The 21,714-nt window shown below is 61.7% G+C and carries 21 protein-coding genes; 9 read left to right on the forward strand and 12 right to left on the reverse strand.

All coding sequences use genetic code 11. The annotated features are described in order from the left end of the window. Positions 1-7 precede the first annotated feature (7 nt). Positions 8-649: an NAD(P)H-dependent oxidoreductase gene (locus HU144_RS00405; protein WP_442862669.1), complete on the forward strand. Its 642-nt coding sequence runs from the start codon at positions 8-10 to the stop codon at positions 647-649. A 67-nt stretch (positions 650-716) separates the two neighbouring features. Here HU144_RS00405 and HU144_RS00410 read toward each other — a convergent pair whose 3' ends face one another. Next, on the reverse strand, positions 717-1,529 hold the full coding sequence (locus HU144_RS00410) for a CoA-transferase subunit beta (RefSeq protein ID WP_235349625.1): 813 nt from the start codon (positions 1,527-1,529) through the stop codon (positions 717-719). Beyond that, on the reverse strand, positions 1,526-2,458 hold the full coding sequence (locus tag HU144_RS00415; protein WP_235349626.1) for a CoA transferase subunit A: 933 nt from the start codon (positions 2,456-2,458) through the stop codon (positions 1,526-1,528). The genes HU144_RS00410 and HU144_RS00415 overlap by 4 nt, the downstream gene beginning before the upstream one ends. A gap of 224 nt (positions 2,459-2,682) precedes the next feature. Between HU144_RS00415 and HU144_RS00420 the strand changes: the two genes are divergently transcribed. Further along, positions 2,683-3,336, forward strand: coding sequence for a histidine phosphatase family protein (locus tag HU144_RS00420; protein ID WP_235349627.1), 654 nt, complete (start codon positions 2,683-2,685; stop codon positions 3,334-3,336). Positions 3,337-3,343: 7 nt separating this feature from the next. Here HU144_RS00420 and HU144_RS00425 read toward each other — a convergent pair whose 3' ends face one another. Next, positions 3,344-4,696 carry a 2-hydroxycarboxylate transporter family protein gene (locus HU144_RS00425; protein WP_235349628.1) on the reverse strand — a complete coding sequence of 451 codons (1,353 nt, stop codon included), beginning with the start codon at positions 4,694-4,696 and terminating at the stop codon, positions 3,344-3,346. Between the two features lie 155 nt (positions 4,697-4,851). Here HU144_RS00425 and HU144_RS00430 point away from each other — a divergent pair, with 155 nt between their 5' ends. Genes HU144_RS00430 through HU144_RS00440 form a run of 3 tightly spaced genes read left to right on the forward strand, consistent with a single transcriptional unit; the run spans position 4,852 to position 7,715 of the window. Next, positions 4,852-6,072: a CaiB/BaiF CoA transferase family protein gene (locus tag HU144_RS00430; RefSeq protein WP_235349629.1), complete on the forward strand. Its 1,221-nt coding sequence runs from the start codon at positions 4,852-4,854 to the stop codon at positions 6,070-6,072. Then, positions 6,072-7,007, forward strand: a complete 936-nt coding sequence (locus HU144_RS00435; RefSeq protein ID WP_235349630.1) for a hydroxymethylglutaryl-CoA lyase — start codon at positions 6,072-6,074, stop codon at positions 7,005-7,007. Before HU144_RS00430 ends, HU144_RS00435 begins: the two co-directional genes overlap by 1 nt. Positions 7,008-7,034: 27 nt before the next feature. Continuing rightward, positions 7,035-7,715, forward strand: coding sequence for a GntR family transcriptional regulator (locus HU144_RS00440; protein ID WP_235349631.1), 681 nt, complete (start codon positions 7,035-7,037; stop codon positions 7,713-7,715). Positions 7,716-7,783: 68 nt separating this feature from the next. On the opposite strand, the gene HU144_RS00445 is transcribed toward HU144_RS00440, so the two are convergent. The 3 genes from HU144_RS00445 to HU144_RS00455 are packed head-to-tail and all read right to left on the reverse strand — an operon-like array spanning position 7,784 to position 10,932. Next, on the reverse strand, positions 7,784-9,295 hold the full coding sequence (locus tag HU144_RS00445; RefSeq protein WP_235349632.1) for an amidohydrolase: 1,512 nt from the start codon (positions 9,293-9,295) through the stop codon (positions 7,784-7,786). A gap of 57 nt (positions 9,296-9,352) precedes the next feature. Then, positions 9,353-10,186, reverse strand: coding sequence for a hypothetical protein (locus HU144_RS00450; protein ID WP_235349633.1), 834 nt, complete (start codon positions 10,184-10,186; stop codon positions 9,353-9,355). A gap of 17 nt (positions 10,187-10,203) precedes the next feature. Beyond that, positions 10,204-10,932 (reverse strand): DUF5058 family protein, encoded by a 729-nt coding sequence (locus HU144_RS00455; RefSeq protein ID WP_235349634.1) that lies wholly within the window; start codon positions 10,930-10,932, stop codon positions 10,204-10,206. 138 nt (positions 10,933-11,070) lie between these two features. Here HU144_RS00455 and HU144_RS00460 point away from each other — a divergent pair, with 138 nt between their 5' ends. Continuing rightward, positions 11,071-12,066: an Lrp/AsnC family transcriptional regulator gene (locus HU144_RS00460; protein WP_235349635.1), complete on the forward strand. Its 996-nt coding sequence runs from the start codon at positions 11,071-11,073 to the stop codon at positions 12,064-12,066. Between the two features lie 57 nt (positions 12,067-12,123). After that, positions 12,124-13,017 carry an oxidoreductase gene (locus HU144_RS00465; protein WP_235349636.1) on the forward strand — a complete coding sequence of 298 codons (894 nt, stop codon included), beginning with the start codon at positions 12,124-12,126 and terminating at the stop codon, positions 13,015-13,017. Position 13,018: 1 nt separating this feature from the next. Here HU144_RS00465 and HU144_RS00470 read toward each other — a convergent pair whose 3' ends face one another. The 3 genes from HU144_RS00470 to HU144_RS00480 all read right to left on the reverse strand — a co-directional run bounded on the left by HU144_RS00470 (position 13,019) and on the right by HU144_RS00480 (position 17,100). Continuing rightward, positions 13,019-13,885, reverse strand: coding sequence for a uroporphyrinogen-III synthase (locus HU144_RS00470; protein ID WP_235349637.1), 867 nt, complete (start codon positions 13,883-13,885; stop codon positions 13,019-13,021). Between the two features lie 100 nt (positions 13,886-13,985). Then, positions 13,986-15,680 carry an SLC13 family permease gene (locus HU144_RS00475; protein WP_143923636.1) on the reverse strand — a complete coding sequence of 565 codons (1,695 nt, stop codon included), beginning with the start codon at positions 15,678-15,680 and terminating at the stop codon, positions 13,986-13,988. Between the two features lie 256 nt (positions 15,681-15,936). Further along, positions 15,937-17,100 carry an enolase C-terminal domain-like protein gene (locus HU144_RS00480; protein WP_235349638.1) on the reverse strand — a complete coding sequence of 388 codons (1,164 nt, stop codon included), beginning with the start codon at positions 17,098-17,100 and terminating at the stop codon, positions 15,937-15,939. A gap of 133 nt (positions 17,101-17,233) precedes the next feature. On the opposite strand from HU144_RS00480, the gene HU144_RS00485 reads away from it, so the two are divergent. Next, on the forward strand, positions 17,234-17,917 hold the full coding sequence (locus HU144_RS00485) for a GntR family transcriptional regulator (protein WP_235343673.1): 684 nt from the start codon (positions 17,234-17,236) through the stop codon (positions 17,915-17,917). A 24-nt stretch (positions 17,918-17,941) separates the two neighbouring features. Here HU144_RS00485 and HU144_RS00490 read toward each other — a convergent pair whose 3' ends face one another. Next, positions 17,942-18,427 (reverse strand): DUF2000 family protein, encoded by a 486-nt coding sequence (locus tag HU144_RS00490; RefSeq protein ID WP_235349639.1) that lies wholly within the window; start codon positions 18,425-18,427, stop codon positions 17,942-17,944. A gap of 48 nt (positions 18,428-18,475) precedes the next feature. Here HU144_RS00490 and HU144_RS00495 point away from each other — a divergent pair, with 48 nt between their 5' ends. Next, positions 18,476-19,252, forward strand: a complete 777-nt coding sequence (locus HU144_RS00495; protein ID WP_235349640.1) for an AraC family transcriptional regulator — start codon at positions 18,476-18,478, stop codon at positions 19,250-19,252. 76 nt (positions 19,253-19,328) lie between these two features. Here HU144_RS00495 and HU144_RS00500 read toward each other — a convergent pair whose 3' ends face one another. Together HU144_RS00500 and HU144_RS00505 are read right to left on the reverse strand one after the other, a co-directional pair. Continuing rightward, on the reverse strand, positions 19,329-20,051 hold the full coding sequence (locus tag HU144_RS00500) for a hypothetical protein (RefSeq protein ID WP_235349641.1): 723 nt from the start codon (positions 20,049-20,051) through the stop codon (positions 19,329-19,331). A 152-nt stretch (positions 20,052-20,203) separates the two neighbouring features. Beyond that, positions 20,204-21,331, reverse strand: coding sequence for an epoxide hydrolase family protein (locus HU144_RS00505; RefSeq protein WP_235349642.1), 1,128 nt, complete (start codon positions 21,329-21,331; stop codon positions 20,204-20,206). Between the last annotated feature and the right edge of the window lie 383 nt (positions 21,332-21,714).

Raw genomic sequence — 21,714 nt, forward strand, 5'->3', positions numbered from 1 at the left:
CCACCCGATCCGCACGAGCTACCCGGGAGCGGTGATGGATGCCTTCCACGAACCGTTCGAGGCCGCAGATCACTCGATCGATGTCCTCGACCTCCACGACGAGGACTTCGACCCACGATTCACCGAGGCGGACCACACCCACTTCTGGGGCGGTCCGATCCCGTCCGGCATCGCCGATATGCACCAGCGGGTTGAGGCCGCAGACCGATTGGCGTTCGTGTTCCCGGTCTACTGGTGGTCGATGCCGGCGCTGATGAAGGGGTGGATCGAACGGGTCTTCACCGGCGACTGGGCCTATCAGTACGGTGCGGGTGTTGCCGACAGAGGCAAGGAGCCGCTGACCGGGCTCCTCCCCCGCGTACCGGCAGCACTCCTCGGAGTCGGCGGTTCCAAGCAGCGCACGTATGACAAATACGGGTATGGGGAAGCGATGCACGCCCAACTCGACATCGGCATCTTCGCCTACTGCGGAATCACAGATGTCGAAAGCCACCTCATCTACGACGTCGAGGGTGAGCACAACGCCGATAACCGAACCGCCGGAACCGCCCAGGCGCGAGACATCGCCACCGCATTCGCGTCTGAGACCCGCACTCCGAGAAACGCCAAAGAGGAGTATCTCGAGAATCGCTCAGGCCGTTCGGCCTGATCATCATCCTCGTCCTGTGGTTCCACGATCCGCGGTTTGCCGCCTTGTCTGTCGACGGCAGCTCGACTCAGCGCAGATAGATGCGGGTGGGGTCGAGATCGTCCCTGAGCACGGCCAACTCTTCGGGCGTAGGTGCGTGAGTCGTTTCGAGGTCAGTCGCGACCTGCAGGTCCCATCCGGTCTGTCGGACAACCTCGGAGGGGTCGACTCCTGGGTGCACCGCACTCAGCGTGAGCTCCTCGTCTTGGGCGAATCGGGTCATGATTCCCAGGTCCGTGATCACGTGCGTGACTCCAGCACCGGCGGGCATGGTGCCGACCTCGAACTGTGCGGCTCGATGGGGGCTGGGCGAGGTGACGAAGTCGAGCGTCTCGACGAAGGTGCGCGGGGTGTGGCGACGCATGACGAGGAAGATCTCGGCCGCTCCGGCCATGGCCTCGATCGCTCCCCCGGATCCGGGAAGCCTGCTGTCAGGGTGCTCCCAGTCATCACCAATCAGAGTCGAGTTGAGGCTGCCGTAACGGTCGACCTGCGCTGCACCGAGGAATCCGACGTCGATCCGCTGCCCCTGCAGGACATAGTTGAACAGGTGGGTCATCGGAATCACCGAGGCGGCTCCCGGTACCAGCACCGAGTCGGAGATGGTGCGCGGAAGGTCCGGTGGCCTGGCCCCGGTGACGCCGGATTCGTAGACGATCTCGATCTCCGGTGCCACGGTGCGCTGAGCCAGTGACGTGGCCAGGGTCGGAAGTCCGTGTCCGGCGAAGACGACTCGGCGTCCGGCGAGGGCTCGAGCCGAGTGGATGGTGAGCAGCTCACTGCTCGTGATGTCCTCCCCAAGGCTCTTCGTGTCGGTGTGTTCAGGTGTGCCAGCGGTCATTCCCGACCTCCATAGTTGACGGGTGTCGAATAGGCGTCACGGATTCCCAGGCGGTCGAAATGGTCGGGTCCGAGGAGTGCGAGGAATTCTTCGTGATCTGCGGTGTCGTGGATGTTGGTCTGCAACCAGGTCTTGACCGCCTCGGCGTCACGGGCCAGAGCCGACCAGTCGCGAGAGAAGGCGTCGTCTCGGTCGTAGTATCCCTGCACTGCGTGCGGGTGCGCGCCGCGTGGAACTTCGACGACTGCGTCGACGACGTGGGAGGGAACGATCGTGCGGTTCGGGTCGGAGCGGATGATAGACTCGTCGACGATCTCTTCAACGGTGACGATGAGCCGGCGGCCCGCGAAGGCTGCCTCAGTCTGGATCCCGAGCATCCCCCAGGCCTGCACATTCCCGGCTGAGTCGGCACGTTGGGCGTGGATGACTGTGAGGTCCGGGTTGAGTGCGGGCACGACATAGATCGGCGGGCCGCCGAAGGGGTCATCCACGGCCTTGATCCGGGGATTCTTCTCGGCGAGATCGCTTCCCCGGTAGGAGGCGATCGGCTGGAACGGGAGTTTCGAGGCCCCGGCCTGGTACCTGGCCACCATTCCGCCGTGGCTGTATTCGTCGAACCACAGCGGCTCCGGATCCGAATGCTCGACCCTCCGGCGAAGTTCATAGAGGGAACCCGCCGAGCTGTTGGCCACGAAGGCAGCGATCAGTCCCGTGAGAGCGTTCGCGCCGAGGAGCTGGTCGACGATGACATCACAGGACATGCGCGCCAGGGTGAGATTCGAGAATTTCTGACGGATGATCTCGTGTGCGGCAGCAACTGGCACAAGGTGTCCGAAGCCCTCCAGCGCGACCGTATCTCCATCATTGAGATGGGTGCTGATCGCCTCTGACAGACTCATCGTCTTGTCCACCGCGTCCTCCATGAGCATCGACTGACTGTGACCTCGATCATCCTGCCAAAACAATTTATGCCAGTCCAATGCAGAAACTGTCCACCATTCATACATTCTGAGCATTATTCATCACTGGTCGTTGTGTCACGCAATTTTATCGACCGAACGATCGCTTAGGTTCGCTCGGCACCGTAGACTCGAAATCGATCGGCATTTGCGCGCACCGGCTCCGATGGCGGACGGTCGAGATGAGGAGAAGCATGAGTGTTCTGTATCTGGTCCGGCATGGGCAGGCATCATTCGGCACCGACGACTATGACCGGCTGTCCGTTCTCGGCACGGAGCAGAGCCGCATCACCGGCGAGCTTCTCGCCGCTCAGAAAGTCTCGCCGGTTCGCATCATCCACGGTGAGATGCTGCGCCAGAGGCAGACTGCCGAAGGCATCCAAACAGGCCTCGGCAGCGGCCTGGTTCCTCATATCGACTCCGGCTGGAACGAGTATCAGGCCTGGGAACTCACCGGAGCACTGACCGACCCCGATCCTCGTGCGCCGAAGGATTCGAAGATCTTCCAGGCCGAGCTCGAACGCGGAGCTGCCCGCTGGGCCAGCGGAGACCACGACGGCGACTATACGGAGACATTCAAGCAGTTCACCACCCGCGTCAACACCGCCCTCGATGACGCGTGCGCGGCAATGAGCTCTGGCGAATCCACGATCGTCGTCTCCAGCGCCGGAGCAATCGCGTGGACGGCGGCCAGACTGCTCGGCGGCGGCTTCGACCAGTGGATGGCATTCAACCGGGTCACCGTCAACACCGGAATCACGCGCATCATCACCGGCCGCAGCGGCACCAGCCTCGTCTCCTTCAACGAACACGGCCACCAGATCCCGGAGCAGGTCACCTACCGATAATCGGCCTCTACAGCAGGTACGGGGCCAACGCAGACAAGGCAACGAGGACCAGGCCACCGCCGATGCGTGAGGAGATCGACAGGAACGGCAGCAGGTTCAATCGCTGCGAGGCCTGCAGCACAGCGAGGTCACCGCTGGATCCGAAGTCGGCCAGCCCCAGACCGGCCGCGATCGCCGATTCGATCCAGTACAGCTTGACCAGCCAGCCGACGAAGCCGGCAACGAGAGCGGCTACGATCACGGTCAGCAGAGTCATCGCCATATATCCGGGGTCCGAGACCAGCGAGAGGACTTCATCGATGTTGATGGCGATCACGCTGATGGCGACGAGGATCGCAGGAATCATCGCATTGGCGACGAAGACGTACCAGAGGTCGACCGACTCTTCCACGTACTGTGGCATCGGGACGAAGATCTTCGCCAGCGCGCAGATGAGGATGAGGAACACATAGGCGTGCAGTGCTGGAAACAGATCACTGAGCAGGTTCGACACGGTAAAGAGGGCGCCGGCGATGAAGAAGCCCATTGCGGCCAGCTTGACTGCTGCCGCCGGTGAGGCGAGCTTCTCGGCCGTCGCTTCGGGCAGACGAACTCCCTGGGCGAGGACCCCCTTACCGTTGAAGGCCTTGAGGCGGTGCCCGTGCTTCTTGCCCACATTGTTCAGGACCGCAGCGATGATGATGCACATGATGTTGCCGACCGCGACCGCCGGCACCAAGGCCGTCAGGTATTCGGCCGCGGATCCGCCGCTGTTGTGAGCGATGATCTCCGAGATCGGAATGGCTCCAGCTGCAACGCCGCCACCCAGAACCGGTCCGGCGACGAAGAAGATCGCGTAGCCCGCACCGACTCCGGTGACCTGTCCGATCAGACCGATCACGGTCAGGCACGCAGCGATTGTGACGATGATCGGGATGAGAATTCGGGCGCCGGCCTTGATGAGCAGGCCGCGAGGCATCCCGAGGATGCTGCCGGTGATGAGCGCCGCCACGACGAATTCCCCGAATCCCGAGGTGTCATAGAAGCTGGCCACCAGGCCTTCGATGGAACCGGGGAGAACACCGACGTATTTGAAGATCGCCGGAAAGAGGATGCAGAGAATGACCCCGCCGCCGATCACCTTGAAATAGGGGATGGAATTTCCCACCCACATCAGGATCCCACCCAAGGAGATGACTACCGCGAAGGCCGCCGTCATCCCGGTCCCCTCAGATGTGAGGCTCACTGCGATGAGTGCGATGATCGCCATCGGCATGAAAGCCAGGATGGGCAGCCCCATAATCGTGCGGTCGAATGACCTGGCGCTCTCCTGCACCTTCTCCGCCTGCGCAGAGTCCTCTTTGACTTCTCGACTTGTCATGATTGTTCCGGTCCTACCTGGTAGACAAACTTCGTTGATTGCATACAGATCCGTGTATGGTGTTTCTAGAATCGGCTCCATTGCTGGGAACGATTGAAAGCATACCTCAGAATACCGGTTAATTGTATGCAACTTTTTGTTTCAAAGGAGAACCAGTGAACGAAGTGACACCGCGCCCCTCAGGTACAGGACCTTTGAGGGGAATCCGCGTTCTTGAGATGGGACAGCTCATCGCCGGTCCCTTCTGCGGACAGCTCTTGGGCGACCTCGGTGCCGAGGTCATCAAGATCGAGGACCCCAAGAACGGTGACCCGATGCGCCAATGGGGACAGGCCACCATCAAGGGCTCATCACTGTGGTGGTCCGTCCTGGCCCGCAACAAGAAATCTGTGACCCTCAACCTGCGCACCCCGGAAGGCCAGGAAGCTGCACGAGCATTGGCCGAGTCCGCCGACATCGTCGTCGAAAACTTCCGCCCGGGCTCACTCGAGAAATGGGGGCTGAGCCACGAAAAGCTCCAGAAGAACAACCCCGGACTCATCATGCTGCGCGTCTCCGGGTTCGGCCAGTCAGGGCCCTATGCCAAGCAGGCCGGCTACGGGTCCATCGGTGAAGCCATGGGCGGTCTGCGCTATGTCGTCGGAGACCCATCCACTCCCCCATCACGGGTCGGTGTCTCGATCGGTGATTCCCTGGCGGCACTGTTCGGAACCATCGGCGTACTCGCCGCACTCCAGGAACGACACAACAGCGGATTCGGCCAGGTCGTGGACTCTGCGATCTACGAATCCGTCCTGGCAATGATGGAATCCATGGTGCCCGAGTGGGCAGACGACGGCATCCAACGCGAACGCAGCGGTTCGACCTTACCCAAGATCGCTCCCAGCAACGTCTACCCCACCGCCGATGGGCAATGGCTGATCATCGCCGCCAATCAGGACACGGTCTTCGCACGCCTGGCCGCGGCCATGGGCAATCCCAGACTCGCCGAAGATCCCGAGTACTCCACCCATACAGCCAGGGGCGAGCGCCAAGCCGAACTCGACGAACTGGTCGCCGAATTCTCCCTGCAGTTCAAAGCCGACGACCTGGTCGAACTCCTCAACGAGCACTCCGTGCCAGTCGGGAAGATCTTCCGGGTCGAAGACATGCTCAGCGATCCGCAGTACAAGGCCCGCAGATCCGTCGTCGAGGTCGAGAGCAAGGACTATGGATCGGTCACGATGCAGAACGCCTTCCCCCGGCTCAGCCGCACAGACACCGCCGTGCGGTGGGTCGGGCCCGAGCTCGGCCAGGACACCGACGAGGTGCTCACAGAGGTCGGCTACGACCACGATGCACTCACTGAAATGAGAGACAAGGGTGTGATCCGCTGATGTGGAATCTGCCAGAGCGTGCTCGCGTCGTCGAGGTGGGGCTCAGAGACGGTCTCCAAGCAATCGAGGCGCCGCTGTCCACCGATTCTAAGATCGCCATCGTGTCCGAGATGATCGCCGCCGGATTCAAGGAGATCGAGGTCGCCTCCTTCGCTCACCCGAAGGTTCTGCCGCAATTGGCCGACGCCGAGGCTGTGCTGGCCGGAATCCCCCGCCCACCTGATGTGCGTTTCCGCGCTCTCGTCCCCAACGCCAGAGGTGCGGTTCGAGCTGCACAGTGCGAACTCGACGAGCTGACGTTCGTCGTCCCGGCAGAGGACGGCATGGCGCTGAAGAACCAAGGGACGACGACGGACGGCCTCTTGGCCCAATTGGAAGAGATCAGAGAGGTCTCACGAGGTGCAGGTCAACGACTCATCGTCGCCGTTGCCTGCGCGTTCTTCTCCCCCTGTTATGGACCGGTGTCGAAGGCGGCACGGGACAAGGTCGTTCGGAAAGCACTCGAGGTCGGTGCCGACGGCGTCTACCTCGCCACGACGACCGGCGAGGAGACCCCGCTGGAGGTCTTTACCGGAATCAGCGAGACCAAGCGCGATTTCCCAGACCTGGAAGTCGGTGCGCATCTGCACAACCGCAACGGCTTCGCCCCGGCGAATGCATTGGCTGCCCTGTCTGCCGGCGCCGACTGGCTCGAATCCTCGGTGGCCGGGCTCGGCGGGGACATGTGGTTTCCCGGAGATCCGAGTGTGCTGGGGAACATGGCAACCGAGGATCTCATCCACCTGCTTGATGGAATGGGCATCTCCACCGACATAGACTTGAGCCGTGTCAGACATATATCTGAAAGTCTCATCGAGGAGACGGACTTCCCAGTCTCCTCGTTCGTCAGCCGAGGTGGCACCCGTGAGGAACTCGCCAACGCATCGTGGGGATAGTTCCCGATGCCTCTAGACAATGACGCGATGCCACCTCAGTTCGGCGACTCACACTGGACCGAAGTCAGCTCACGCATCCTCGGCTTGGTGGTGTCCGGGGATCTGCCGCCAGGGTCATGGATACGTGAGAACGACCTCGCCGGTCGCCTCGGCGTGAGCCGGACTCCCATCCGCGAGGCCTTCCGCGAATTGGTGGGGGTCGGTGTCGTCGAGGTCGTCCCGCGCCGCGGGACGCGTGTGCGCAGCTATGACGCTGCGGAGATCGAACAGATCTATCGCTCACGTGCCGTCATCGAACCCTACGTCATGTCCGAAAGCGTCGGGCGGCTGACCGAGGATGACTTATCCTCACTGTCCGACCTGACCGAGCAGATGAAGAGCCTTGGGTCCGATCCGATGACGCGGCACCACATCGCTTCGGTGAACAACGAGTTTCACGGCATCTTCATCCGCAACAGCGCAGCCCAATCCCTCATTTCGACGACGTACAACCTCATGATTCCCATCGTCGTGGCGAAACTGTTCGCGTCATACTCGGACAACGATGTGTCGTCGAGCATGAATCACCACGATGAGCTCATCTCTGCGGCGAGAGCCGAGGACAAGGAATGGGTCGCCGCGGTGAGCAAGACCCATATCATCAGTGGGCTCAACCGATTCAAGGCGATGCAGATCGAACAGACACCGGGGCAGGACGACCCTCAATAGGCGTCGTGCGGCGGGGTCGGGAATACTAGCGACCCGGCCTGGTGATCCACCCAGCCGGGTCGCCGAAGTCACGACCGCCGCGCGGGCCCCTGCTGCCCGGCCGAGCGCCCGTCTTTTCGCAGCGGCGGTGCCACGACGCCGTCTGGGATCGGTGGCAGGTACGGAGTCTTCGCCATGATCTGGCCATGCTCACGTTGGGCATCGGCCAAGAGTTGAGGATTAGTTGCGATCGCCGTCGCGGTAGCCGCCATGGACTTGGCCGCGTGGATCATGCCCTTGTGCGCGGACGGCAGTTTGCCCTGTGCCACCGTCTGCCAGGCGTGGAACGGAGTGCCCAGTGCTGCCGTGGACGAGCTGATCTGGACTGTGGGCACCACCCAGCTCACATCACCGACATCGGTGGACCCGGTTCCCTGGTTACGAGGCATGTCCGGATGGAATGGAGCAATGTCGTCATGGATGGCTCGCTTGTCATCAGCGGCCCATCCGACGTTGCGCTTCGCCTCGGCGATGGCCCGATCATCCAGACTGACGGCGAACCCGGCGGCTGCAGCCTGATCATCGGCATCGAAGGGCACCGGGCCCAGCTGGTTCAGCACACCATCGAGTGCGTGTTCGAGTGCCTCGTTGGGCAGCACCTCGGCGCAGGCACCGTCGAACTCGATCTCCAATTCGGTCTCGGTCATCAGCTCGGCACCGCGGGCGATCTTGACGACACGTTCGTAGAGGTCCTGCATCTGCTGGGTGTCCTCGGCCCGGACGACGTAGTAGACGCTGGCGTGGGCTTGGACGACGTTGGCAGACCTGCCGCCGGCGTCGGTGATCGCATAGTGCACGCGAGCGCTGTCAGGCATGTGCTCGCGCAGGAAGTTCGTTCCGACGTTGAGCAGTTCGACCGCATCGAGGGCGGAGCGTCCCAGGTGGGGCATGGCACCCGCGTGTGCGGCGAGCCCGGTGTAGTGGAAGTAGACCTGTGAGTAGGACAGGGTCAGGTGCTGTCTGGCGTTGGTGGTCGGGAACGGGTGCCAGGTGACGGCAGCGTCCACATCGTCGAACGCTCCGGACTGGACCATGAAGGTCTTACCGGCGGCAGCCTCTTCAGCCGGGCAGCCGTAGTAGCGCACCTGTGCCTCGATGCCGGCGGCCTCGAAGTACTCGGCGGTGATGACCGCGGCCATGAGCGCACCGGAGCCGAGCAGATGGTGGTGGCAGCCGTGCCCGTCGCCCGAGGTGTTCGCCGGATCCGGTGTGCGTGCGGGGTTGCCTGCTTCCTGGCTGATGTCGGCCAGGGCATCGTACTCGCCGAGGAAGGCGATGATCGGTCCAGAGGTGCCGCGATGGGCACTGAACGCGGTCGGGATGCCTCCGACCGCCTCGGTGATGGTGAATCCGTGTGCCCGGGCAGCGGCCTGGTGCTTGTCCTGGGCGCGGAACTCCTCCCAGCGCATCTCAGGATCGTCCCAGATCGAATCTGCCATCGCGGTGAATTCCGAGGCTGCGGCATCGGCTCTCTCGACGATGGCGTCCAGGTGTTCCGCTTCCAGCGGTTGACGGGGAGGTGTGGCGGGGTCTGCGGTCATGGTGGTGCCTTTCACTGGTGGCGTGGTGTCGCTGGCTTCAGTCTGGTCCGGTCGGCGTCAGTCCTGCTTGGACGCCTCAGCTCGCGGACTCGCAAGCGGCTGCGAACGCTCGTCGGGCTGCGAGCTTGCGTCGGTCGATCCGGCCGAGACTGTCGAATCTGTCGATTCGGTCGATTCGGTCGATTCGGTCTTGGGTGCTGGTTTGAACATCAGCATCGCGATGACGGCAGTGAGGACCACGCCGAGGAACGGAGCCGCGTTGGCCAAGGCCGGCGTCAGCGGGGCCAACCCATAGATGACGACGATGCCGACGATGAGTGCCGTGACGATGAGCTTCGGCTGCTTGCGGTTGCCGATCACGTTCTGCATCACGAAGGCTCCGAGGACCGCGGGAACCACGTACGTGGTCACAGCACCCAGCACATCAGCGGGGATGACAGTGAGCAGCCATTGGCCGAAGACGCCGACGATGAGCATAAGCCCGATGACGTGGATGAGTGCGGCCGAGCAGATGGCCAGGGCCGCTGCGATCTGCGCCTGAGGCGTGCCCGGTTTGGCCTTGATGCTCTCCTGCGCGGTGACGGCTGCGGGAAGGAGCTTCGTGGAGATGTTGCCGATGAGGAAGGCCTGATACATTGCGCCCGGACCCAGGATCGGGAAGTACGAGATGGGTTCGATGACCCAGATGACGCCCATCACCGCGGCGATCGCCACAACACAGGTGACCAGGGTCATCGGTTCGATGGAGTAGCCTCCGAACGCGACGAGCATGATCGGGCCCGAGAGCATGGCGATCATACCGGCGAGCATGGTGATCGGCCCCCATGTGGACGTCGTCTTGTCGAAATCGGCCATGGGATTGGCTGTGGTGGAGTTCGTGATTGCGGACATGGTGTTCTCCCTGGATCTCATGAGATGAAGTAGCCGACGGCGATGGCGACGATCATGGCCGCACCGAGTGCGAACTCGCGCAGCATGGGTTTCTTCAGCCACTGCGCGACCAACGTGAGCAAAAGCATCACACCCGCCGAGGTGACGAAGACGATCGCGGCATCTGAGCTGGCCGCGAACTCCTTCAGACCCAGAGTGAAGAAGGCTCCCAGGAGTGCCGCGGTCGGCAGGAGCGCCCAGCGTGCCGAGCGTTTGCGTGCGGTCTTCGTGGTCGTCCCCTCGCCCATGCCGCGCTTCATGATCGGGGTCATGATGAGGGTGACGACCATCCAGCCGCTGCCGCCGATGGCCAGGGCCAGCAGCATGGTCACCAGCATGTTGCCGTCGACGTTGGGCTCACCGAGTCCGGTGCCCATGACGCCGAGGGCGAGGTTGGCCGCGATCGTCTCGTAGGCGGCGCTGCCGATGAGTCCCAGGCGGGTGATCGTGCTGGGTGTGCCGAAGAGCGGAAGCAGGGCGAGCGCCACCAAACAGACCGCGATCGAGGGACCGATCGCGGAGATGCCTCCGGCGCGGAAGGCCGTGTTCACCTCGGTCCCGCTCATACCCACCTTGACCGCGGCACTCTTCGCCGCCCGCAGGTAGATCACGCTTTGGACGGCGATGATGACGAGGACGGCGATCGCACCGATCCACAGCAGCGGATGGCTGACCGCCTGAACCAGAGTCGACGTGGTCTTCTCCATATATTGTGCCTTTCGCGTCGAGTCGTTTCCCGTCGTTGGGTCAAACGATCTGCCAAGTGATGTTAGTCACGTGGTGCGCTCCGGACGCCACATCGCGATGAATCTGTGACAATTGACGATATTGTGATCGATTCCTCGATGTCAGACAGCGATGCCCGGCTGATTCACGCACTTCAGCTCGCCCCCAGAGCGACCTGGAGCGAGCTTTCGCGGGTCCTGGCAGAGAGTCCTGTCGTCTTGGCCCGACGCTACGAGCGTCTGCGTGAGGCAGGAGTGGCCAAGGTCATCGGCCACCCTTCAGGAGTCAACATCAGCCGCAATCTCGCCTTCGTCGAGATCGATTGCGAACCCGGGTCACTTGCCGCGGTCACGGCGACCTTGGTGGAGCTTCCGATGGCGATGACCTTGGACGTCACATCATCGGGCACCTGCCTGATCGCCACGTTGATCGCGCCAGACGATGAGTCTCTCGCAACTGTTCTGCTCGACACTCTGCCGAGCCTGCCGGGCATCCGGGAGGTGCAGACGCACATTGCCACATCGACGCTGAAGACGGGTGACAACTGGAACCTCAGGGCCTTGGACACCGAGGAGGCCGCCTTGCTGCCTGCCCCACGTCCTCCACGGGCTCGAGCCGCGCGAACACTTGACCCGCAGTTCCGCAGTGATCTGATGGCCAGTTTAGGCAAAGATGCGCGCAAGCCAGCTGCGGCCTTGGCACGCGAACTGGGTGTCAGCGAACAGAAGGTCCATGATGCGATCGCTCGGCTCGTACACACCAAGCAGTTCCTGCTGCGCACCGATGTGACCAGCGCGTGGAGCGAATGGCCGGTCCACGTCTGGTACTTCGCCGACATCCCACCGCGCCAGCTCAGCACGGTCGCAACGGCGCTGTCCGCGCATCCGGAGATCCGCTACGTCGGCACCTCAGCGGGGCCGGCCAACCTGGCCTTCGATGTGTGGCTGCGCAACTTAAGCGTCATACACGTGTTCGAGGAGAGAGTCTCATCGCTGGCCCAGGCCGGAATCAAACTGCGCCGCCAGGTCATCCTGCGCACCCCCAAGCGCGTGGGACACGTTCTCAACGATGCCGGTCGGTTCACGGATCGCTATATCGCACTTTCGGGGCTGTGATTCGGAGACGTCCGTCCCTGCCTTGTTCACGCGGAGCCCACTGCGTAGCCTCGGGGCATGGTGAAGTATCGGTGGACCGCAGCGGACATGCCCTCAATGGATGGCCACACGGTGGTCGTCACCGGGGCCACCAGCGGAGTCGGCGCCGCAACCGCGACCGCGTTCTCACGCGCAGGAGCGCATGTTGTTCTGGCCGTCCGTGATGTGCAGCGCGGTAGGGATGCCGCGCGCACCATGGGCGGCAGCACCGAAGTCCGAGAACTCGATCTTGCCGATCTGTCCTCGATCAGATCGTTCGCGCAGTCCTGGGGCGGTCCACTCGACATTCTGATCAACAATGCAGGAGTCGCCGGGCGCCGAGGTGCTCGCACCAAGGACGGTTTCGACCTTCAGTTCGGCACCAACCATCTGGGTCATTTCGCACTGACGAACCTTCTCCTGCCACATATTTCCGATCGAGTGGTGACTGTGGCGTCTGGCGCGCACAAGGCAGGTGAGATCCATTTCGACGACTTGACCTTGAGCAGACGCAGATACGGATTCGCCGAGGCATATGGCCAATCCAAGCTGGCCAATCTGCTGTTCGTCCTCGAACTCCAGCGTCGCCTGCGCAGTGCCGGTTCGAGCGTTCGCTCTGTGGCCGCCCATCCCGGCTACTCGGCGACGAACCTCGGGACCAAAGGTCAGCCCACAGTCCTCGTCGCCGCGGCGAATCTCGCAGGACGGATATTCGCCCAAAGCGGTGAACACGGTGCCCTGCCCACACTGTTCGCCGCGACTCAGGACCTCCCTGAAGCAAGCTATGTCGGCCCGGACGGTCGCGGGGAGCTGCGCGGCTCCCCCACCTTGGTGGGACGATCAGCGAGGGCCAGCGACCTCACCACCGCCTGCCGGCTGTGGGAGGTCTCTGAGGAGCTCACCGGCGTCAGCTTCGGACTCGATACGGATTAGCTCACCCGCGGCTCTCCGCCCCCGCCTGTTTCCGGGCCGTGAGTTCGGCCACCAAGGCGCGCACCAGCGCACCGAGGCGGAATCTGTCAGGGACCAACGGCGTTATTCCGTGCTCCACCAGCGGTGCCGCCGTGACGTTGCCGACCACCGCGGCGAGCACACCGTTCTCGTCGGCGAGAGCAGCGAGGACTTCCGGCAGCAGACCCTGGTCCCGGGCGGCGTCCAGAAATGCGCTGACCCCGGGCGCCGAGGTGAAGGCCACGGCATCGCAGCGACGGCCCGCGACGAGGCCGACGGCTGCCACCACGGCCTCCGGATCGGGCGCGGGGCCCCACCGGTAGACCACCAGCGAACTGACCTCGGCGCCGGCTGCCGCGAAAGCTTCATCTAGACCGTCAGCGCCGGCACCATGGTGCTGCACCGCAATCCGAAGGCCGCGCACTCCTTCTTCGAGCAGGACCTCCTGGACCTCAGAGTTGGTCTCTGATTCGGCGACCCAGGCCGGTGTGAGCCCAGCGGCTTGGATTGCGCCGCGTGCCTTGGGACCGCGGGCGATGATCCGGGCACCGGCGAGCATGGCGTGCCACTGTTCGCTGAGGCCCTCTGCCTCGGCGACTTCGGCCCAGCCGTTGAAGCCGACCCCGGTCGTGACCACAACGACATCGGGCTGAGCGTCGATGAGGGCACGCGTGCGTGCGACGAGCTCAGGGTCATCGATGTTCGGGATGACCGACAGTGTGGGCGCGTGCACGATGGTCGCACCGTGCCGTTCGAGGGCACCAGCAAACTGTTCGGCCTTCCGCTGGGCAGTCAGAACCACACGGCATCCGGCCAGCGGGCCGCTCAGGTCACTTCGAGACTCGTCCATGCACACATCCTTGCTTTCGCAGGACGTCAGGGCAACTCACGGATCAATGCAAGGGACGCTGAAATCGGCTCGGTTGATCTCTCAGAGTCACAACGGCCTTTCACAGATATGAGGCAGGCGTCGAGAGCAGGTCAATCCCCCACAGCCAGGGAAGTACGAGAAACACTGCTGCAATGATGAACGCCAGGGCGAGTATGTTGATCCAGAATCCGGTCCTCACCATCTCCAGGATTGTGATCTTCCCGGTTCCGAACATGATCGCATTCGGTGGCGTCCCCACTGGGAGCATAAACGCGCAATTGGCCGCCATTGCGCATGGCACCATCAGCGCGTAGGGGTGGATGCCCAGGGCAAGTGCGAATGCCGCCATGACCGGAAGGATCATCGTCGCAGTTGCAGCGTTTGACGTGATTTCCGTGAGGAACAGCACGAGCGCGGTGGAGATGACGATCACGAGGAAGATGTTGATCCCGTCCAGGGTACGCAGCTGTTCGCCGATCCACTCGGAGAGACCGCTGTCGACGAAGCCTGCAGCAATTGCCAGGCCGCCGCCGAACAATAGGAGGATGCCCCACGGAATCTTGGTGGAATCCTCCCACCGGAGAATTCGCTTCTCTTGGGTGCCGCGACTCGGCAGCGTGAACAGAACAATCGCGCCCATGATGCCGATGACGCCGTCGCTGATACCCGGAAGCAGGTCCTCCCAGATGAATGAGCGGGTGACCCACATAAACGCAACACCGATGAAGACACAGAGAACTGTCTTCTCCTGACTCGACATTTTTCCAAGGGCAGCCTTTTCGTCCCTGATGAGTTCTTCTCCGCCCGGCAGTTGTTTGAAGCGGACTTTGAACTTCACGCCTGTGAGGTAGAGCCAGGTGAGAGTCAGCAATATGACGACGATTGGGACTCCGAACAACATCCATTGCGCGAACGAAATGGTCTCGTCGAACAACTCTCCGACTGTTGCAGAGAGTACGGCGAGAGGTGGCGTGCCGATCAGAGTTCCCAGCCCACCGACGGTGGCCGCGTACCCGATACCGAAGATGATCGATTTCTCGAACTTGGGGAGTTCGTCCTGGTACTCGCCTCCTCGCAGAGATCGCGCGGCCTGGTAAGCGACAGCCAAGCCGACGGGGATCATCATCATTGTGGCCGCGGTGTTGGATACCCACATAGAGAGGAATCCTGTTGCGACCATGAAGCCGAGCACAATGCGGCGCGGGCTCGTGCCGATCGCTGCGACGATCGAAAGTGCGATTCGTTGATGCAGATTCCACTTCTCCATCGCAATCGCCAGTGTGAAGCCCCCGATGAACAGGAAGATGATGTCGTTGCCATAGGCGGCAACGACCGAATCTCCGTCGAGCGCTCGGGTGAGAGGAAACAGGACCACCGGAAGCAGAGACGTAGCAGGGATGGGGATCGCCTCGGTGATCCACCATGTCGCTACCCAGAGCGTGCTGGCGAGGACTGCCTGCGCCTCAGAACTCAGCCCGTCAGGTTTGAAGAAGACGAGAGTGAGTGTGAAGAGCAGTGGTCCTAGAAATAGCCCCGTAAGGCGTGCAGGCGTGTAACCGGGCCCAATGGGGTCCGGAGCCTTCGCCGCCCCGGCCTCGTCAATGTGGTCCGAGCGGTCTGTGGTCGATGTGCCCCCAGCTGCGCTGCTCATTGCCATGGTTTGGATACCGGTTGGCTTCCGGACATTTGAGAACGTGAGGATCTTCTTGATCTCGTAGTGCGACGCCCACAGGCTTCCCCATATGGCGTTGAGATGAGAGTGTGCTGTTGCCATTGCTGTACCTTCTTTGGTCTCTTGCTCGGCGTATGTATTGCAGTGTCAGTTCGTGTGTCGCGTGCGAAGCGATGTCCGACTTCGTCATCAGATGGAACTGTGATGCCGGGTGTGTAGAGGCCGGTCGGTGTGAGAGGAAAAGCCGGCGGCGTTGACGGCGATCGCTTGGTGATCCGGTATAGACAGATCGTTCGTAACAGCTGGCGGCCCCGTTCTGCCGAGAAGGCCAGGGGGCCGCCAGCCGGATGTGGTGAAATCAGGCGTGCAAGTTCCGCAGCACCTCGTAGAACGCGGCCTTTCCTTCCAGCCCGATGCCCGGTAAGTCTCCGGGTGATACACGGCCATGGGAGATGACAGCGTCGTCGGTGAATCCGCCGGTGGGCTGGAATTCCCCGGGATATGATTCGTTGCCGCCAAGTTTGAGCGCGGCGGCAATGTGCAGTGAGAACTGGTGACCGCCGTGCGGGATGCAACGGCGCGATGACCACCCGTGCTGGGAGAGCATGTCGAGGACACGTCTGTACTCTGTCAGGCCATAGCTCAGAGCGGGGTCCACTTGGATGTAGTCACGGTCGGCACGCATGCCCCCGTATCGAATCAAGTTGCGAGCGTCTTGGACAGAAAAGAGGTTCTCACCGGTGGCAATGGGATTGCGGTAGTTCTCCGACAACGTTGCATTGAGTCCGTAATCGAGAGGATCGCCTACTTCCTCGTACCAGAACAGGTTGTACTGGTCGATGGCTTTGCCGTATTCGAGCGCGGTGTGGAGGTCGAACTTGCCGTTGACATCGACCATGAGCCGCGAACCATCCCCGTCGAGTACGTCAATGACGGCCTCGATGCGCTCGAGGTCTTCGGCGAGGTCGGCACCGCCGATCTTCATCTTGACGTTCTCATAGCCGGAAGCCAGGAAGCCTCGCATCTCGTCCTGCAGGTCGTTCAGTGTCTTGCCGGGGGCGTAATAGCCACCAGCTGCATAGACGAAGACGTCATCGTCGGGATCGCCATCGCCGTAGTGGTCGGAGATCCAACGGTACAGAGGGACTCCAGCGATCTTGGCGGCCAGGTCGTGGAGTGCCATATCGGCAACGCCCACGGCAACAGAACGTTCACCGTGACCGCCCGGCTTCTCGTTGGCCATCATGATGTCCCACGCCTTGGCTGGGGAGAGCTCACCGTTGTCGGTGAGCTCGTCAATCGCTGCGTTTTCGAGTCGCGGCAGGATGCGGTCGTTCAATATGGCAGTGGCGTTGTACCGACCGTTCGAGTTGAAGCCGTAGCCGACCACCGGCTTGCCGTCGACAATGACATCGCTGACAAGCGCCAGGATCGTGCAGTCCATCTTGCTGAAATCAATGTAGGCATTGCGCATCGACGAACTGATCGGAATGGTGCCCGCATGAGCAGAGACAATCCTCATGGTCCTCCTTCTTCGGATTAGGATCTTATAAGACTCTTATAAGATGGTTATACCGTACACTGGCCGGACTAGCGGTACAAGGTCAAAAGGGCCTTTTCTTGGGAATGGGGTCACCATGAATGGCGCTGGCGTAATGCCGAGCAAAGGTTCGCAGGCGTACGCGGAGCTTCGGCGCCGGATCACATCTGGCGAGCTGGCACCCGGGTCGCGTTTGTCGCAGTATGAACTCGCAGAAAACCTGGGGATGAGCATCACCCCACTTCGTGAGGCAATCCGACGATTGGCGAGCGAAGACTGGCTCACAATAGATGCCCATCGGGACGCACGCGTCGCCCCGATGAGCGCATCCGAGGCCCGTCATCTGCTGGAGGTTCGCTACTCGCTGGAACCATCAGCAACCGAACTGGCCGCCAAACGCAGAACCGAGAGGGACATTGCCGCAATGAAGGCCGCGGCCGACAACCTGCTGCCTGTGACTCGGGACTGGGGGGAGGAAGCCATCGGTGCGCACCGAGCCTTCCATCGGTCCATCTACGTCGCCTCGCACAATGACGTGATGGTCAAGCTATTAGACGACCTGTGGGACAAATCCGATCGGTACCGACGCATAGGCCTCGAGCTTCCCGCTGGCGCCAAGCCTCGCACCATCGATCAGAATCAACACCATCAGATCCTCGAACTGGTCATTGCCGGCGATGGAATCGCAGCCGCCGATCTCGTCCGCACCCATGTCAGGAACAGCCTCGGCGCCGAAGTCACGGGAGCTCTGGAGAACCAAGAGTTCGGCTATTTCCCGTTTGCAGAGCATTTCGCCTGAGAGCCGGGAACCTGCGGATTGAGATCACCCGTGCATCCGCGCGCCTTTCACCAACCGATCCACCGCATTCTTCGGCCCGCGCAGAGCAATGCCGACTAAGTTGAGATCATCGGCAGCGACCGCAGCCACAGCCTCACGGTTGGCGGCATCGTGGCCGGTCGAGAACAGTTCCTGCGTGTACACAGCCATCGGTATCCCGCGGCCCAGTGCCTTCGTCCGAGCCTTGGCCAGCACCTCCGCGCCACCAGTCATGACGAGAACTGGCTGGCGCAGCATCGGAAGATAGTAGTTGCCGTCGGCATCTCGGTAGCTCTCCCCCACCAGGTTCGGTTCGCTGGTCGCGATGCCGGACATGAGGAAGGCGGTGACGTTGAGCTCCTGCCAGGGCAGCAGGTCATCGCGGAGGACCACGACGACCTTCGTGTCGAAGCGGACCACCTCGGTGGCGGTGGAACTGACCGTATCGGTGGTGCCTGCGACTGTCTCTGCTGTGTTCGTGTTTTCGTGCATGCTCACACTCTTGTTCAATTCCCAAGGTGGGTCTTGTACGTTTGTGACATGGCTGATGTGATCCATGCGTGGCACCCGGATGTGCCCCTGGTGCAGGAGGTGTTCCACGCACAGTTCGAACATCATGCCTATCCGTCGCACACTCATGATTCATGGACGGTTCTGCTCGTCGATCAGGGAACAGTGACCTACGATCTGGACCGGCACGAGCACCAGACGACGAACTCGACGGTGACGCTGCTGCCGCCCGAAGTGCCCCACGATGGCCGCTCGGCGACTCCTGATGTCCCGTTTCGCAAGCGTGTGCTCTACCTCGAACCCGAATGGTTGCCTATGGGCGCCATCGATGCAGCAGCGCAGACACCGATGCTCGTCGACCCAAGCGTCACCTCGACCGTCGACCAGATCCATGCCGCATTGAGTGACCCGGCCGATGTCCTCGCTGCCGAGTGCGGGGTCCTTGCGCTGCGTGACCTCGTACAGCCGCACCTGAAATCACCAGTCGACACGGCTTCTGACAAGCCACTTGCCCGTCGTCTGCGCCACCTGCTCGATGATCGTTTGGAAGAGGCCTTCACCATCGCCGAGGCGGCCGCTGACTTAGGTGCCCACCGCAGTCACCTGGTTCGGGTGTTCACCCAGACCTACGGGATCGCCCCGCACCAGTACGTCATCGGCCGTCGCGTGGACCGCGCCCGCAGGCTTCTCCTGTCCGGGTTCTCCCCCGCCGAGGCGGCCGCCCAGTCCGGCTTCCACGACCAGTCCCATCTCACCCGGCACTTTCGCCGGACCTTAGGAACGACCCCGGGCGTCTTCGCGGCCTAAGGATGCACGCGGGCCCAGAACCGCTTCCCTGAACTCCGCGCCCCATATGGCAAGCGTGAGAATCCACAGGGTCGTTCTACCGGGGCCTGTTGCGAAGGTGCATCGGCACTTGCGATGTAGCTATCAATAGCGAATGTAGATCGCGATCCAACATGGCGGCCAACCTCAAGAAGTCGTCAAATGCTTCTTCTGCGCTCAGACGCATTTTCTGCCCCGAAAGCGGGAATCCATTGACCAAGGGCTCGTGATGAGCGACCCGGTTACGAAGATCGTTAATGCGAGAAACGACAGCCAGAGCATATTCTCGATTCCAGCGATGACCATCGAGTTTTGCTTGTACTCGTCCGCCAGGAAACGCTTTGTCTAGCACCCCACGCCAAAGAACTTCATAGTCGCACCGCGTTCGTCGAGGTGGCTTACCTGCGTGATCGCCCTTATCGAGCAAACCACGCCAGAACCCGAACATGCACTGTGCCACCAATTTGCCCGGAGTCTTCGGTCCGGCAATTCGTCCCCAAGCAGTGTTCAGCGCTGCCGCAGATCGATCATCAAGTGGCACAGACAAGTTTGCGTACCATTCGGCACCCCATTTGGCTTCCAGCTGAGCATTCATGGCATTTCGCAAAGCGACTTCAATGATGGCGAGATCAGCAAGAAACCCGACCGAAATTCCGCGATCCCACAGGTATAAGTCGCGAGCAAGACTCACATCACCTGACGCTGCGGAGACGTACGTGCTCATGCGAATCGGAGTGATCGAGCGATCGAGTGCTGCAAATTGCTCCGTCGACAATTCCAATGGACTCCCGCTCTCGTTCACGGTATTCTGATAGTGAAGTCCCCGGCGAACGCCTCTGTCGAACTTGAGTCGGCAAGCAGCCGGGGTTATTCTTTGCCAAAATCTAAAGGTTCCGTCGGCAATCGCGTAGCTGCCTCCGCCAAGCCACTTCCTCATCCAAGCGAATCGGCAAATGCCCGAATGTCCGAAGCCAACAGGTCCGGCGCCTGCAGGGACGCGAAATGTCCACCACGGTCATACTCGGTCCAACGCACAATCGTGTGAGAGAGCTCGGCCAAGGGACGGACGGACGAATCGCCGGGGAATTTCGCAACCGCTGTGGGCACCCCGGAGTTGGAGCCGGCTGCGAATGCGTCTCCTGCTTCCTTGTACAGTCTCGCCGAGGAGCCAGCCGTGCCGGTGAGCCACGTTGTCGTGACGTCAGTGAGGATCGCATCCCACTCGATAGCGGTCTGCCTCGAGGCCGCCGGGTCGTAGTCGACGAACCATTCCAGGTCCCAGGCGAGAAGTCCGGCAGGAGAATCGTTGAGCGCATGGGCGAGCGTCTGTGGCCTCGTGGACTGGATTGCAGCGTATCCGCTGCGCTCCTCCCACCCCGATGCCGCAGCGTAGACAATCCCTTGTTCTTCTTCACTGAGTCCTTCGAGCGGTTCCTCGGCCGTCCAATCAATGGCTGACAGGGTGATCAGCCCATTGGTGTGCACGCCGCGCACATGATCAGCGTCGATCCTCCCGATCTCAGGTCCGAGAAGTGACCCGAAATCACCACCCTGAACGAGATAGTTCGAGTACCCGAGGCTGCGCATCAGTTCCGCCATCATTCGCGCGATCCTCTTCATGTCCCATCCCGGTTCAGTGGTTGGGCCAGAGAAGCCGAACCCTGGCAGGGATGGCGCCACAACGTCGAAGGCAGGGCCTCTCTCAGGGTCAGTCAGCTGAGGCAGGAGGGGTAAGAAGTCGGCCACTGTACTGGGCCATCCGTGCAGCAGAAGCAACGGAATGGCATTGCTGGTCTCGGAACGAGCATGGAGGAAATGCAGGTTCTGTCCGTCGATGACTGCGGTGAACTGTGGGACGCGATTGAGCCAGGCTTCGTGGGTTCGCCAGTCGTATTCAGTGCGCCAATATTCGACCATGTCTTTCAGATAATCGCCGTTGACCCCATGCGACCAGCCGACGCCCGGAAGCTGGTCCGTCCAGCGAGTCCGGGCCAAACGGTCGTTGAGGTCATCGAGTTCGGATTGGTCGACGTTGCTCTGAAATGGCTGCGCTTCAGACATGGCATCAGCATGGCAGACGGGTATGACACGGGCCGTCTTCGTTCTGCCTGTCAGGCTGCGTCATCTGCTCGATAGCTACCTGGAGGAGACCTTCACACCCCCGCCGGGGCGGCTGCTCAGTCATGCTTCCATGGCCAGTCCCTTCCCACATCGCACCCAGCGCTTCCGCGAACATCCTCTTCTCACATGCTCCGACGTTCTCGCGACTCACCGTGTACTCCGTGACGAAGCCGTCCGACTGGTTATGGCACCCTTAGCAGCAAGCTTCATTGTCATCAAAATCTCGCCTCGGTATCGTCAGGCTGGAACGGCACTCTCTCCAAAGCAAAGTGTGTATAACTCGTTTGCGGACTCATACATGCTGTACCGTCGACTGATCCGCT

Source organism: Brevibacterium sp. UCMA 11752 (assembly GCF_021532235.1).
GTDB classification, from domain to species: domain Bacteria; phylum Actinomycetota; class Actinomycetes; order Actinomycetales; family Brevibacteriaceae; genus Brevibacterium; species Brevibacterium antiquum.

Bases quoted from the DNA above. Each gene is read 5' to 3' on its own strand.
- HU144_RS00410 (WP_235349625.1), bottom strand. From the start codon at position 1,529: ATGACCGCTGGCACACCTGAACACACCGACACGAAGAGCCTTGGGGAG.
- HU144_RS00415 (WP_235349626.1), bottom strand. From the start codon at position 2,458: ATGCTCATGGAGGACGCGGTGGACAAGACGATGAGTCTGTCAGAGGCG.
- HU144_RS00420 (WP_235349627.1), top strand. From the start codon at position 2,683: ATGAGTGTTCTGTATCTGGTCCGGCATGGGCAGGCATCATTCGGCACC.
- HU144_RS00425 (WP_235349628.1), bottom strand. From the start codon at position 4,696: ATGACAAGTCGAGAAGTCAAAGAGGACTCTGCGCAGGCGGAGAAGGTG.
- HU144_RS00435 (WP_235349630.1), top strand. From the start codon at position 6,072: ATGTGGAATCTGCCAGAGCGTGCTCGCGTCGTCGAGGTGGGGCTCAGA.
- HU144_RS00440 (WP_235349631.1), top strand. From the start codon at position 7,035: ATGCCACCTCAGTTCGGCGACTCACACTGGACCGAAGTCAGCTCACGC.
- HU144_RS00445 (WP_235349632.1), bottom strand. From the start codon at position 9,295: ATGACCGCAGACCCCGCCACACCTCCCCGTCAACCGCTGGAAGCGGAA.
- HU144_RS00450 (WP_235349633.1), bottom strand. From the start codon at position 10,186: ATGTCCGCAATCACGAACTCCACCACAGCCAATCCCATGGCCGATTTC.
- HU144_RS00455 (WP_235349634.1), bottom strand. From the start codon at position 10,932: ATGGAGAAGACCACGTCGACTCTGGTTCAGGCGGTCAGCCATCCGCTG.
- HU144_RS00460 (WP_235349635.1), top strand. From the start codon at position 11,071: ATGTCAGACAGCGATGCCCGGCTGATTCACGCACTTCAGCTCGCCCCC.
- HU144_RS00465 (WP_235349636.1), top strand. From the start codon at position 12,124: ATGGTGAAGTATCGGTGGACCGCAGCGGACATGCCCTCAATGGATGGC.
- HU144_RS00470 (WP_235349637.1), bottom strand. From the start codon at position 13,885: ATGGACGAGTCTCGAAGTGACCTGAGCGGCCCGCTGGCCGGATGCCGT.
- HU144_RS00475 (WP_143923636.1), bottom strand. From the start codon at position 15,680: ATGGCAACAGCACACTCTCATCTCAACGCCATATGGGGAAGCCTGTGG.
- HU144_RS00480 (WP_235349638.1), bottom strand. From the start codon at position 17,100: ATGAGGATTGTCTCTGCTCATGCGGGCACCATTCCGATCAGTTCGTCG.
- HU144_RS00485 (WP_235343673.1), top strand. From the start codon at position 17,234: ATGCCGAGCAAAGGTTCGCAGGCGTACGCGGAGCTTCGGCGCCGGATC.
- HU144_RS00490 (WP_235349639.1), bottom strand. From the start codon at position 18,427: ATGCACGAAAACACGAACACAGCAGAGACAGTCGCAGGCACCACCGAT.
- HU144_RS00495 (WP_235349640.1), top strand. From the start codon at position 18,476: ATGGCTGATGTGATCCATGCGTGGCACCCGGATGTGCCCCTGGTGCAG.
- HU144_RS00505 (WP_235349642.1), bottom strand. From the start codon at position 21,331: ATGTCTGAAGCGCAGCCATTTCAGAGCAACGTCGACCAATCCGAACTC.